Origin of the sequence: Dietzia cercidiphylli (genome assembly GCF_014145145.1) — a bacterium.
Classification (GTDB): Bacteria; Actinomycetota; Actinomycetes; order Mycobacteriales; family Mycobacteriaceae; genus Dietzia; species Dietzia natronolimnaea.
The window spans coordinates 1-12,432 of sequence record NZ_JAALEA010000046.1; the positions used below are offsets into that span (position 1 = coordinate 1).

Consider the following 12,432-nt stretch of genomic DNA (forward strand, 5'->3'; position numbering starts at 1 on the left):
CGCCGGTCGAGGTCGGGGGCACGCTCGGCCACCAGACGGCGCGCCCAGCCGTAGTCGGTCTTGCTACTGGGATGGCGTTCGACGCGGTCGACCACCCAGTACGCCACGGGGATCTTGAACCCGGCAAGGTGCTCGCGCAGGGCGTGCCCGACGGCGTCGAGGTCCCGCGGGCCGGTGCCCGGCGAGGAGTCCGGCGATGAGCCCTGTGCGGCATCCGCCCACTGGACCACGGCGCCGACCCGGTGCCCGAACCGCTCGTCCGGGACCCCGAACGCCACGGCGTCCTCGATCCCGGCCACCGCCTTGAGCGCGGCCTCGACCTCCTCGGCGAAGATCTTCTCGCCGCCGGAGTTGATCACCTGACTGGCCCGGCCAAGCATGATGATCGTGTCGGGGCCGTCGTACCGTCCGCGGTCCCCGGTGAACACCCGGCGGCTGCCGGCGATCTCCCGGAAGGTCTCGGCGGTCTTGGCCTCGTCCTTGTAGTAGCCGGCGGGCTGGTACCCGCTCTTGACGATCCAGCCGATCTCCTGCGAGTCGTCGGGCAGCGGTTCGTCGAAGTCGTCGACGAGCTGCAGGGTGGTACCCCTGGGGATCCGTGGTCCGTGGTCGGCGAAGAGCGACCCGTCGTCGAGATCGGCCTTGGTCACCACGCCCAGGCCGCCGAAGCCGCCCTCGGACGAGCCGAACGCGTCCATGATCATCAGATCGGGACGGAGCTCGAGCAGGTCCGCCTTGACCGAGGGCGAGAACAGGGCGGCTCCCGAGGAGACCATGAACATGCTCGAGGTGTCGGGGTCGGTCCGCCGCATCAGATCCACGAGTGGCCGGACCATCGCGTCACCGGCCACCACGGCGACCTGGATCTTCTCGGTCTCGATCTCCTCCAGGACGTCCGCGGCCCGGAAGTTCGGGAGGTAGTGCATGGTGCCGCCGGCGAACAGGCCGGTGAAGCTGGGCATGATGCCCGAAGTGTGGATGAGCGGGAGCAGGATGAGGTAGCGCATGGGGTCACCGCCCAGACCCGCCCTGGACTGGTGGAACTCGTCGGGCACCGGCTCACCCGTGTGGTAGTCCGCGCCACCTCCGAGGCTGCGCCACAGGTCCTCCTGACGCCACATCACACCCTTCGGTTTGCCCGTCGTGCCACCGGTGAACACCAGGTAGAGATCGTCGCCGCTCCGCTCCACCCCGGGGCGCTCCGCCGACGCCGCCTCCAGGGTCTCGCGGGCGGGGAGGACACCGTCCGGAAGGGTGTCGACGCCCGAGCCGTCCTCCACCATGATCGTGTGCCGGACGGCGTCGAGCCCTCGTACGGCCTCGGTCACCGCGGCGCCGAACTCGCGGTGGAACACCAGCACGCTGGTGTCGGAGTAGTCGTAGAGGTAGCGCAGCTCCGGGCCCGAGTAGCGGTAGTTGATGCTGATGGTCACCGCCCGCAGTTTGAGGACTCCGAGGATCAGCGCCAGACAGTCCACCCCGTTGCGCAGGTGCACACCGACGTGGTCGCCGGCCCCGACGCCCAGGGAGGCGAGCGCCGAGGCCCACCGGTTGGCCTCGGCCTCCAGGTCGGCGTAGGTGAGACGACGTTCGCCCTCCACCACCGCCAGACGGTCGGCGCCGTAGGCGTCCACGGCGTGTTCGAAGAGGTCGGCCAGGTTGTGTGCCATGTGGTGTCCTCCGTGACGGGGTCGGGTGTGCTGTCTCGGGCGAGCGTCCGGTCTCAGACCGGGGTGATGGGCAGTGGCGTGCGGGCCGGTCCGAAGTCGAACGCCGCCCCGGTGCTGATCCGGGTGACGGCGACCTCGTCGGACTCCTTCGCTGGTACGTCTCCGAGCCGGAGGACGGCCTCGACCCGGGAGCCGTCCGAGGGCACGCGCTCCACGGTCCAGTGCGGGTCGACCGCCTGTGCCGCCGCGGCGAGGGGGCGCAGGCCGTCCCGGGCGAGCAGGGGCATCCAGGTGTCGTCGGCGAACGCGTCCGCCGCGGTGTCCCAGGTGACGGTGACGCTCGCGCCGTCGCCGGAGACCGACGACGAGTACCCCGTGTAGGCGGTCGGACCGGCCAGCGGGTGGAGATCGAGCACGGCGGCCAACCCGTGTGCGTCCCCCTCCACGCCGAGGACGTCGCGGATCCGTCCCGCGGCGACCCCCGCGATCCCCGTCGCCTGGTAGGCGAGCAGCCGGTCCGCGGTCTCGGCGTCCGACCGGCGACGCACCGACTGGTGGAAACCCACCGCCAGCAGGTGCATCTGCAGGTACACCTCGCGGGTCATGCGGACGAGCGCGGCCGCGGTGAACTCGGGGAAGCTCAGATCCGTCAACAGCGGACCGGCGTAGTCGTCCCGAGGGCCCTCACCGGTGGTGTCCCGCGGTTCCGGCGGCTCGAAGGCGAAGTCGATCAACCGGCTGCTCGCGGACTCGACCGCCGGCTCGGGCCACGCCGCCGGCTCTGAATCCGGGTCGATCCGCACGGTCCAGTGACAGTGCGGCGTCCGGCCCTCCGGGCTGCGCGGCGGACGGTGGACGGGCTCCACGACGGCCCGGGGGTTGGTGGCCAGCGCGGTGGCCGGGAAGGTGGGGTCCTCGATGTCGTGGCACATCGTGGTGACGAGCCGGTCCCCCATCGGTTCGACGTCCATCAGCGCACCGCAGTGGTCGAGCCAGAACTCGCCGTGGTCGTGGTCGGTGACCGCGTACCGGAAGTCCATGAACTCCGGCGGCGCCCCCACATCCAGTTGGAAGCCCTTGAAGATCTCCGCGACGCCGTCTCCCGTGATCGACAGCGCCTCCTTCATGCGCCGGGTGTAGTGCGGGCTCGCGGCCTGCCACTCCTCGATCGCCACATCGCGCATCCCGTCCACACCGAACTCGCCGAGCAGGGCCGGCATCCCCGCGCGGTCGATCAGCTGGCCGATCAGCAGCAGGTCGGGCAGCAGCCTGGCGAGCCTGGCGTGGTCGAGGGACTCCAGGGGGTCGCTGTTGACGATCCGGTCGCGCGCGGCCACCGGACTCAGACCTCGTCCGGGGCGGACACCGGCCACAAGGGGGCCGGGCTGTCCTCGATGCGGTACCACCCGGCCGGCTTGTCCCCGGCCGCCTCGAACCGGGCCTTCATCGAATCGGTGAGCGCGTCGGCCTCGTACATCCGCATGAACAGGTCCACCACGTTGCCGAAGTCGAAGAAGTCGCGGTGCCACTTCCACTGCTGGTCACCGTTGTAGAGGAACCACGACCCGCCGAGCCCGTGGACCTCGTACGGCTTCCCGGTCTTCGGGTCGACGGTGTCTCGGGCGATCTGCTTCCACAGACAGAGCACGTCGCCGGTCTCGGGGTCGATGATGGTCCGGATGTAGGGGTACTCCCAGCCGTCGAGCCCGGCCATCTCCTGGCCCAGCGCGATGTCGCGGATCTCGTCCCGGCCGACGGCCATGAAGTCGTCCTTGGTGCCGTAGTTCCAGCCGTAGGTGGCGTCCTCGGCGTAGAAGTCGGCGAGCGGGGTCCAGTCCTTGTTGCGCTCGCACTCGGCGTTGGCCTCGATCCAGCGCTGCACGAACTCGGCGATCTCGGCGCGGTCGTATCGGGTCACGTCACTCACTCCTGGTGGGTCTGGTTCTCGACGAGGCGGAGTGCCTGCGTCGGGCAGTACTTGACGGCGGCCTTGACGGCCTCGAGCTGGTCGTCGGGGACCACGCCCCGCTTGGCACGCACCTTGGCCTCGGAGCCCTTGCCGACCGTGAACCAGTCGGGGGCCTCCGCCTGACATTCGGCGTGCCCCTGGCACAGGTCGAAGTCCACCTCCACCCGCATCGGCTGCTGCCCGCTCACCTGCGCTGCCTCCTCCGGTAGCGGACGGTGCACGGCTGGGCCAGCTGGACGACCATCTTGGAGTGGTCGTTGTGGTAGCTCTCGGGCGGCTGCGCGAGTTCGAACTCGAACTCCCGCAGCAGGATCGAGAAGATGGCCTTGATCTGCAGCTGGGCGAACGCCGCGCCCACGCAGCGGTGCCGTCCGGCGCCGAAGGGGATCCAGGTCCACCGGTTGACGATGTCCTCCTGGCGCGGCTCGGCATAGCGTTCCGGGTCGAAGGAGTCGGGGTCCGGGAAGTCCTCCGGCAGCCGGTTGGAGACCGCGGGGGACGCCGCGACGGTCTGCCCGGCGCGGACGACGTGGTCGCCGATCTGCACGTCCTCCTGCGCCACCCGCATGAGGATGATCAGCGGCGGGTGCAGACGCAGCGTCTCTTTCAGGGCGTTCTCGACCCTGGGCATCTGACGCAACGCCCCGAAGCTGTACTCGGCCCCGTCGGAGTAGACCTCGTCGAGTTCGGCGACCACCTGCGCGAGGTAGTCCGGGTGCTTGAGCAGCTCGATGAGCATCCACGCGCTGGTACCGGAGGTGGTGTGATGTCCGGCGAACATCATGGAGATGAAGATGCCGGTGACCTCGTCCGGGGTGAACCGGTACGTGCCGTCGTCGTTCTTGACGGAGACCAGGACGTCGAGGAGGTCGCGGTCCTCCTTGCTCGCCGGCGGCTCGGCCATCCGCTGGTCCATGATCCCGGAGACCAACTCGACCAGCCCCGCGCGCGCCGCGTCCCGCTTGCGGAACGCGGGGATGTCGGCGTAGGCGTCGATGTACGCGTGGGGGTCGGTGCCCTGCTCGAGATCGTGGTAGAGGTGCGCGAACCGGGCGTCGAGCTGCTCGCGGAACTTCGGACCGATCAGGCACGCCGAGGAGGTGTAGATGGTGAGCTCGGAGAACCACTCGAGGAGGTCGATCTCACCCTCGTCGCCCCACTCGCCCACCATGCGCTGGACCTCGCGGGGGATGGTGACGGCGTGCTGGCGCATGTGCTCGCCGCGCAGCGCGGTGTTGTGCAGCATCTCCGAGCGGCGCTCGGGGCTGGCGTCGAACACGACGCCCTCACCGAACACCGGCGTCATGAACGGGTAGGCGGCGGCCTGATCCAGCGACTCGTCCGGCGCACGGAAGAAGGCCTCGTTCGCGGCCGCCCCGGAGGCCAGGCAGATGTCGCGGTCGACGATCTTGAACACGCCGAGGTCGCCGCACTCCTCACGGACCCGCCAGAACAGGCCGATCGGGTCGGTACGGAGTTCGTCCATGTGCCCGAGCTCCCCCTCGCCGCCGGAGACCCGACGCGGCTCGGTGAGGGTGGAGAAGTCCGTGGGCTTGTCGGTGGAGCTGTCGGTACTGGTCACGAGTAGTCCTCCTCGATTGGGGCCTCCGGCTGGATCTCCAGCTCGGTGATCTGGGCGCCGCGGGGCATCGACACCATGGCGGCGACCCCCCGGGCGAGGTCGGCCGGCTTACACATGCGCGGGTGACGACCGAAGCCGTGCTTGACCCAGTCGTTGATGACCGACTCCGCGGTCTCCGGGTCGAACTCGGTGCCCATCTCGGTCATCACCGGGCCCGGGCGGACCACGCCGAGGCGGATCCCCGTGCCCTCGAGTTCCTTGCGGGCCTGGTGGGCCATGGTCTCCAGGCCGGCCTTGGCCGCGACGTACGCCCCGGAGCGGGGCCGGGCTGTGTAGGCGACGTCGGAGCCGATCAGGACCACGTCGCCCCGACGGCGATCGACCATCCCGGGGACCACCGCGTGGAGCAGCCGCTGCACGGCGAGCAGGTGGATGTCGATCTGCGAGGCGAAGTCGTCCGGCTCCATCTCCCACACGCGGGCCATCTTCAGGGTGCCCGCGCTGGAGACCAGGACCTCGGGAGGGCCGTACGCCTCACCGGCGGCGGCCACGAACTCCGCCACCGACTCCGCGCTGGTCACGTCGACCGGTCGTGCGGTGGCCCGTCCCCCGGCCTCCCGGATCCGGCCCACGAGGTCGTCGAGGCGGTCGGCGCGGCGGGCCCCCACGACCACGGGGTGCCCGAGTGCGGCCAGCGCCTCCGCGGAGGCGCGACCGATACCGGAGGAGGCGCCCGTGACGAGGGCGGGACGGTCGGCCGCGTCCCGCTGCGGTGGGAACTTCAGGCTCATCAGCGTCTGACCTCGACGCGCATGGGCAGGCGGGCGAAGCCACGCACGTTGGAGGAGTGCACGCGCTCGGCGCCGGGCAGGATCTCGTACCCCGTGACGGACCGCGAGATCTGGTCGAGCGCGATCCGCCCCTCGAGTCGCGCGAGGTGCGCGCCGAGGCAGAAGTGCGGCCCCTGGCCGAAGCTCAGGCTCGCGGAGGTGTCCCGGCCCAGGAGGAAGGCCCCGGAGTCCTCGAACACCTCCTCGTCGCGGTTGGCCGCGCCGATGAGCAGGAGCACCTTCTGGTCGGCCGGGATGGTGACGTCGCGGACCGTGACCTCCTGCGTCGTGGTGCGCAGGACCAACTGACTGGAGGTGTCGTAGCGCAGGGTCTCCTCGACCCAGTCGGTCACCCGCTCCGGGTCGTCGATCACCAGTCGCGACTGGTCGGGGTACTCGTGGCCCCAGAACATCGCGTTGGCGAGCAGCTTGGTGGTGGTCTCGTTGCCCGCCACCACCATGAGGAAGAGGAAGGACAGGATCTCGTCCTCGTCCAGCTTCTCCCCGTCGATCTCGGCGTCGATGAGCGCCGAGGTGAGATCCTCGGTCCGCTGCTTCCGCCGGTCGGCGACCATGCCCTGGTAGTAGGCGATGAGGTCGAAGGCGGCGACCATCGAGTCCTCGGGCACGTCCTGACCGCCCTCCTCGCGGTGCATGACGAGGTCCGCGAGCCGGCGGAGCTCGTCGCGATCCGACTCCGGCACCCCCATGAGGTCGGAGATGACGTCCATCGGCAGCTTGCCCGCGTAGTCCTGGACGAAGTCGAACTCGCCGCCGTCCCGAGACCTGTCGAGGCACTCGTCCCAGTACTGCCGCGAGATCCGTTCGATCCCCTCGGAGAGCGCGTCGACCCGTCGGGAGGTGAAGCCCTTGCTCACGAGCTTGCGCAGCCGGGCGTGCCTCGGGTCGTCCATCGCCAGGAAGGACATCGTCTTGTAGGCGTGCGGTCCGTACGCCGCCGGGTCGAGGGAGACCCCCATCGCGTTGGAGAACACGTCGGGCGCACGGAAGGCCTCACGGACGTCGGCGTGCTTGCTCAGCGCCCAGAAGTCGAGATCCGGGTTGTGGTAGACGGGGGCCTCGGCCCGCAACCGGGAGTAGAACGGGTACGGATCCTCGTGTACGGCGTAGTCATACGGGCTGAACACGAGCGGGGCTGGAGTCGCGGTGGTCATGTCTCGGGTCACCTCAGGATGAGTCGGGCGGCGGACTCGATGGCGTCCGCCATGTCGGAGTAGGAGCCATAGCCCATGCCCGCGCGGACGAGCGCGCCCGCGTAGACCATCTCCAGGGCGTCGATCACCTCGTCGTCGGCCTCGTCACCCAGCGCGGCCGTCAGGCGGCGTCGGATGTCCGCGCCGATCCGGATCCTCAGGTGGGACACCTCCGGGTCGTCGCCCAACAGGGCCGCGGTGACCGCAGAGGAGAGCTCGGGCTCGTCCGCGACCAACATCGCGACGTCCCGCAGGACCGCCACCACCCTGTCCACCGTGGTGCCGCTGCCGGCGCCCTCGGTGACGTGGTCACGCAGGCGTCGCCAGAACACCTCGGCGATGAGGTGGCCCTTGGACGAGAAGTAGGTGTACGCGGTGGCCGGGGCGACGCCGGCCCTCGAGGCCACGGCCCGGACCGCGAGCCCGCCCGGCCCCTTCTCGCGCAACACCTCCACCGCGGCGCTGGTGAGGCGGTCGACGGTCTCTGCCTGCTGGCCGTTGAGGCGCCTTCGCGTGGATTCGAAACGAACGTCACTGGACATGTGTCTGGACAGTACACCACTCGCCGGACTATCGTCTAGACAGTTGTCCACCCGCACCCGACGGAAGGCCCCCCGTGACGACGAGCACCACCTACGACGCCCCGCTCCTCATCGGCGGCGAGCTGCGCCCGGCCTCCGGGGGCGGCACGTTCGACGTCCTCAACCCCGCCACGGAGGACCTGATCGGCCGCGCCGCCGACGCCCGCCCCGAGGACATGGACGCCGCCATCGAGGCGGCCCGGACCGCGTTCGACACCACCACGTGGTCCACCGATCATGCCTTCCGTGCGGCGTGTCTGCGGCAACTCCGGGATGCTCTGCAGTCCCACACCGAGGAGCTGCGCGCACTGACCATCGCCGAGGTGGGCGCCCCCCACATGTTCACCACCGGGCCCCAGCTGGAGGGCCCCGTGGCCGACCTGGGCTGGCTCGCCGACCTCGTCGACGCCTACCAGTGGGTCGAGGAGCTGGGCGAGTCCGAGGTGATGGGGGTGCGCTCCCATCGCTCGGTGCGCCGGGAGGCGATCGGCGTGGTCGGAGCCATCACCCCGTGGAACTTCCCCAACCAGATCAACCTGGCCAAGATCGGGCCCGCGCTGGCCGCGGGCTGCACCGTGGTGCTCAAGCCCGCACCCGACACCCCGCTCATCGCCGCGGCCGTGGCCCGGATCGCCGCCGAGGAGACCGACATCCCCGCGGGCGTGCTCAACGTGGTCTCGTCCTCGGACCACGGGGTGGGCGCCCTGCTGACCACCGACCCGCGCGTGGACCTCGTCTCGTTCACCGGGTCCACCGCCACCGGCAAGAAGATCATGGTGGCCGCGGCGGAGACCCTCAAGAAGGTCTTCCTCGAGCTGGGCGGCAAGTCCGCCGCGGTCGTGCTGGACGACGCCGACCTGAACGCCGCCTGCTTCATGACGGCCCTCAACGCCTGTACCCACGCCGGCCAGGGGTGCGCCCTCACCACCCGACTGGTGGTGCCCCGCGAGAGGTACGACGAGGCCGTCGAGGCGGCCAAGGGCGCCATGGCGGCCTTCGCACCGGGCGACCCCACCGATCCCGGCACCCTGTGCGGTCCGCTGATCTCCGAACTGCAGCGCGAGCGGGTCGAGGGGTACATCGCACTGGCCGTCGAGGAGGGCGGCACCGTCGAGATCGGCGGCGGGCGCCCCTCCGGCGAGGACAAGGCCAAGGGCTTCTGGGTGGAGCCCACCCTGATCTCCGGACTCGACAACTCCGCGCGGGTGGCCCGGGAGGAGATCTTCGGCCCCGTCCTCGTCGTCATCCCCCACGACGGCGACGACGACGCGGTCCGGATCGCCAACGACTCCCCCTACGGCCTCTCCGGCGCCGTCTGGGGCGCCGACCTCGGCCGCGTCGAGAGGGTCGTGGCGGGCATCCGCACCGGAACGCTCGGGGTGAACGGCGGCGTCTGGTACGGCGCCGACGTGCCCTTCGGCGGCTACAAGCAGTCGGGCATCGGCCGTGAGATGGGCCGCCAGGGCTTCGAGGAGTACCTCGAGACCAAGTCCGTGGCCACCCCGGCCTGACGCGCCGCCCGCACCCGAGCGACCACCGGCATCACGCCATATCAAGCCATATCAAGCCATATCAAGCCACACCAAGGAAGCAGAGACTACAGACATGGGACGTTTTGAGGGCAAGTCCGTGATCGTGACCGGCGCGGCCGGCGGAATCGGCGAGGAGTACGCCAAGGCGCTCGCCGCCGAGGGCGCGAAGGTCGTGGTGGCCGACGTCTCGGACACCGAGGGCGAGCGCGTGGCGGCGGAGATCGTCGCCGCCGGCGGCGAGGCCTTCTTCCAGCACACCGACGTCTCGGACCCGGACTCGGCCGACGCGTGCGCCGAGGCGACCGTGGAGAAGTACGGCCGGCTGGACATGCTGGTCAACAACGCCGCGATCTTCGGCGGCATGAAGCTCGACTTCCTCATCACGGTGCCGTGGGACTACTACCAGAAGTTCATGCAGGTCAACATGAACGGCCAGCTCCTCATGGTCCGCGCCTGCTGGGAGAAGATGGCGGCGGCCGGCGGTGGCGCGATCGTCAACCAGTCCTCGACCGCCGCGTGGCTCTACTCCGGCTTCTACGGCCTGGCCAAGGTGGGCGTCAACGGCCTGACCCAGCAGCTGGCCACCGAGCTGGGCGGGTCGAACATCCGCATCAACGCCATCGCGCCCGGCCCGATCGACACCGAGGCCAACCGCACCACCACCCCGCAGTCCATCGTCAAGGACATGGTCGACAAGCTCCCCCTCAAGCGGATGGGTCAGCCCCAGGACCTGGTGGGAATGCTGTTGTTCCTGCTGTCGGATGAGGCGTCGTGGATCACCGGCCAGATCTTCAACGTCGACGGCGGACAGGTCATCAGGTCGTGAGCGGGCAGCCGGCCGGCAGCGCGGGGCAGGACCCGGGAGCCTCTCCCATCGGGCCGGGGTCACCCGAGCACTCCCCCGCGCCCGTGGGGTTCATCGGGCTGGGGAACATGGGAGCGCCCATCGCCCGGCGGCTGCTGTCGTGGCCCGGCGGACTGGTGGTCTGCGACGTCCGTCCCGAGGCCGCCGAACCGTTCGTCTCCGAGGGGGCCACCGCCGCCGCGACGCCCGCCGAGGTGGCCCGGACCGCACGACTGGTCTCGGTGACGGTGCTCGACGACGCCCAGGTGCGGGACGTCGTCGAGGGTCCCGACGGGATCCTGCGCACCGCGGCGCCGGGGACGGTGGTCGCGGTCCACTCCACCATCTCCGACTCCACGGCCGTAGAGCTCGCTCAGGCGTGCGCCACCCACGGGGTGCACCTGGTGGACGCGCCGGTCTCGGGGGGCGCACCGGGCGCCGAGAAGGGCGAGCTCGCGGTGATGGTGGGCGGACCCCGCGAGGTCTACGAGGCCTGCAAGCCCGTGTTCGCCCTGTGGGCCGCGATGCCGGTCCACGCCGGCGAGGTGGGCGCGGGCACCCGGATGAAGCTCGCCCGCAACCTGCTGCACTTCATCTCCTTCACCGCCGCCGCCGAGGCCTCCCGGCTGGCGGAGGCCGCGGGCATCGACATCGCCAAGCTCGGTCGCGTGGTCCGGCACACCGACGCCATCACCGGTGGTGCCGGGGCGGTCATGCTGCGCGAGACCACCGCGCCGATCGCCCCCGACGACTTCTGGCACGGCGTGTTCACCCACGTCCGGGGCCTCGGCGAGAAGGACCTCTCGCTGGCGTTGTCCCTGGGCGAGCGGTTGGAGGTGGACCTGCCGCTCGGGACCATCGCGCTACGGGACCTGGGTGCCGGGTTCGGCGTGGGGCCGGGCGAGATCGCCCGCCGCGCCGCGACCGCGACCGCGGGTGCGGGCGTGGGTGACCGCAGCGAGGGCGACGGGCTGGACGACGACGGCAACGACCACAGCAACGACAGCAACGGCGACGACGAGGGAGCACGATGAGCGACACGGCAGGGTCCGGCATGTCCCCGGAGCGCGAACGCGGGTTGGCCATGATGACCGAGGTCTACGGCTTCGAGATGTCCGATGGTCCCGGCGACTACTTCGCCGAGACCGCGGACCACCTGTTCGGGCGCGTGTGGTCCCGTCCGGGCCTGAGCCACCGCGACCGCCGCCTGCTCCTGCTGGGCGCGCTGACCGCACAGGGGAACACGGACATCGCCGACATCCAGGTGGGCGCCGCGCTGGGCAACGACGAGCTCACACCCGAGGAGCTGGAGGAGATCGTGCTGTTCCTCTGCTACTACGCGGGCTGGCCAAACGGCACCAAGCTGGGCAACGTGGTGGGCCCGCACGTGGCGCGCGCCCGTAAGGCCGCACGGCGGGCCGCGGCCGGGTCCGGGAGCGAGGGCTGAGGGCGGGGGCCGGGAGCGCGGTGACGGGCGATAGGTTTATGCCATGACCGCTCCCGAGATCGACCAGGCGCTGCTCGACGTGGCGCTCTCCGCCCCCGGCTTCATGCCGCTGGACGAGGGCCGCACCCTCTACGAGATCGCCTGCGAGTACCTGGGCGACGGCGTGGGGGTCGAGATCGGCACCTACTGCGGCCGGTCCACCGTCTTCCTCGGCGCGGCCGCGCGGGTGACCGGCGGCAGCATCGTCACCGTCGACCACCACCGTGGGTCCGAGGAGCACCAGCCCGGGTGGGAGTACCACGACACCACGCTGGTAGACCCGCACACCGGCCGCCTGGAGACCCTCGTGGCGTTCCGGCACACGATGTGGGACGCGGAGCTCGACGACGTGGTGACGGCCGCGGTGGGCACCTCGCGCCAGGTGGCCCGGGTCTGGGGCAGGCCGGCCTCGTTCGTGTTCATCGACGGCGGCCACTCCTCCGAGGCGGCGCAGGCCGACTACGAGGGGTGGGCCCCGTGGGTCGCGGTCGGCGGCGCTCTGTTGATCCACGACGTGTTCCCCAACCCCGAGGACGGTGGACGCCCGCCGTACGAGATCTACTGCCGCGCCCTGGAGTCCGGCCAGTTCACCGAGGTCCGCGCGGTGGACTCGCTGCGCGTCCTGCGCCGCGACTCCGGCGAGGTCGGCGCCCCCATGCCGTAGGACCCGTCAGACCGCCCACCGGCCGCCCGCGCTCCACGCATCGCCGGAGCCCGGGCGGCC

Annotated in this window: 13 protein-coding genes; 5 read left to right on the forward strand and 8 right to left on the reverse strand. The window is 70.7% G+C overall.

Annotation, left to right across the window (positions count from 1 at the left end; genetic code table 11):
- The 8 genes from G6028_RS02410 to G6028_RS02445 form a co-directional block, all read right to left on the reverse strand.
- A partial coding sequence (locus tag G6028_RS02410) for an AMP-binding protein (RefSeq protein WP_182657940.1) occupies positions 1-1,670 on the reverse strand: 1,670 nt, incomplete at its 3' end.
- 53 nt (positions 1,671-1,723) lie between these two features.
- Positions 1,724-3,007 carry a hypothetical protein gene (locus tag G6028_RS02415; RefSeq protein WP_338404124.1) on the reverse strand — a complete coding sequence of 428 codons (1,284 nt, stop codon included), beginning with the start codon at positions 3,005-3,007 and terminating at the stop codon, positions 1,724-1,726.
- Between the two features lie 5 nt (positions 3,008-3,012).
- Positions 3,013-3,588 carry a Cif family virulence factor gene (locus tag G6028_RS02420; RefSeq protein ID WP_095717618.1) on the reverse strand — a complete coding sequence of 192 codons (576 nt, stop codon included), beginning with the start codon at positions 3,586-3,588 and terminating at the stop codon, positions 3,013-3,015.
- A 5-nt stretch (positions 3,589-3,593) separates the two neighbouring features.
- Positions 3,594-3,809: a ferredoxin gene (locus tag G6028_RS02425; protein WP_095717619.1), complete on the reverse strand. Its 216-nt coding sequence runs from the start codon at positions 3,807-3,809 to the stop codon at positions 3,594-3,596.
- Between the two features lie 14 nt (positions 3,810-3,823).
- On the reverse strand, positions 3,824-5,125 hold the full coding sequence (locus G6028_RS02430) for a cytochrome P450 (protein WP_095717665.1): 1,302 nt from the start codon (positions 5,123-5,125) through the stop codon (positions 3,824-3,826).
- 92 nt (positions 5,126-5,217) lie between these two features.
- Complete coding sequence (locus G6028_RS02435) at positions 5,218-6,012, reverse strand: SDR family oxidoreductase (RefSeq protein ID WP_182616299.1); 795 nt, start codon at positions 6,010-6,012, stop codon at positions 5,218-5,220.
- Entirely contained in the window at positions 6,012-7,226 is a 1,215-nt protein-coding gene (locus G6028_RS02440; protein ID WP_095717621.1) for a cytochrome P450, read from the reverse strand. The genes G6028_RS02435 and G6028_RS02440 overlap by 1 nt, the downstream gene beginning before the upstream one ends.
- 8 nt (positions 7,227-7,234) lie before the next feature.
- Positions 7,235-7,807 (reverse strand): TetR/AcrR family transcriptional regulator, encoded by a 573-nt coding sequence (locus G6028_RS02445; RefSeq protein WP_179525951.1) that lies wholly within the window; start codon positions 7,805-7,807, stop codon positions 7,235-7,237.
- A 74-nt stretch (positions 7,808-7,881) separates the two neighbouring features.
- Here G6028_RS02445 and G6028_RS02450 point away from each other — a divergent pair, with 74 nt between their 5' ends.
- The 5 genes from G6028_RS02450 (at position 7,882) to G6028_RS02470 (ending at position 12,372) form a co-directional block, all read left to right on the forward strand.
- Complete coding sequence (locus G6028_RS02450) at positions 7,882-9,357, forward strand: aldehyde dehydrogenase (RefSeq protein WP_179525952.1); 1,476 nt, start codon at positions 7,882-7,884, stop codon at positions 9,355-9,357.
- A gap of 94 nt (positions 9,358-9,451) precedes the next feature.
- A complete protein-coding gene (locus G6028_RS02455) occupies positions 9,452-10,204 on the forward strand; it encodes an SDR family oxidoreductase (RefSeq protein ID WP_182657941.1) in 753 nt (250 codons plus the stop codon).
- Positions 10,205-10,251: 47 nt separating this feature from the next.
- Positions 10,252-11,256 carry an NAD(P)-dependent oxidoreductase gene (locus G6028_RS02460; protein WP_338404126.1) on the forward strand — a complete coding sequence of 335 codons (1,005 nt, stop codon included), beginning with the start codon at positions 10,252-10,254 and terminating at the stop codon, positions 11,254-11,256.
- Complete coding sequence (locus tag G6028_RS02465) at positions 11,253-11,669, forward strand: carboxymuconolactone decarboxylase family protein (protein ID WP_338404125.1); 417 nt, start codon at positions 11,253-11,255, stop codon at positions 11,667-11,669. The genes G6028_RS02460 and G6028_RS02465 overlap by 4 nt, the downstream gene beginning before the upstream one ends.
- A gap of 43 nt (positions 11,670-11,712) precedes the next feature.
- The gene (locus G6028_RS02470; RefSeq protein ID WP_182652206.1) at positions 11,713-12,372 is read left to right on the forward strand and encodes a class I SAM-dependent methyltransferase; all 660 of its coding nucleotides are present in this window, start codon (positions 11,713-11,715) and stop codon (positions 12,370-12,372) included.
- The last annotated feature ends 60 nt before the right edge of the window (positions 12,373-12,432 follow it).

Coding starts and splice junctions, on each gene's coding strand:
- G6028_RS02425 (WP_095717619.1), bottom strand. CDS start 3,809: ATGCGGGTGGAGGTGGACTTCGACCTGTGCCAGGGGCACGCCGAATGT.
- G6028_RS02430 (WP_095717665.1), bottom strand. CDS start 5,125: ATGGACGAACTCCGTACCGACCCGATCGGCCTGTTCTGGCGGGTCCGT.
- G6028_RS02435 (WP_182616299.1), bottom strand. CDS start 6,012: ATGAGCCTGAAGTTCCCACCGCAGCGGGACGCGGCCGACCGTCCCGCC.
- G6028_RS02440 (WP_095717621.1), bottom strand. CDS start 7,226: ATGACCACCGCGACTCCAGCCCCGCTCGTGTTCAGCCCGTATGACTAC.
- G6028_RS02445 (WP_179525951.1), bottom strand. CDS start 7,807: ATGTCCAGTGACGTTCGTTTCGAATCCACGCGAAGGCGCCTCAACGGC.
- G6028_RS02455 (WP_182657941.1), top strand. CDS start 9,452: ATGGGACGTTTTGAGGGCAAGTCCGTGATCGTGACCGGCGCGGCCGGC.
- G6028_RS02465 (WP_338404125.1), top strand. CDS start 11,253: ATGAGCGACACGGCAGGGTCCGGCATGTCCCCGGAGCGCGAACGCGGG.
- G6028_RS02470 (WP_182652206.1), top strand. CDS start 11,713: ATGACCGCTCCCGAGATCGACCAGGCGCTGCTCGACGTGGCGCTCTCC.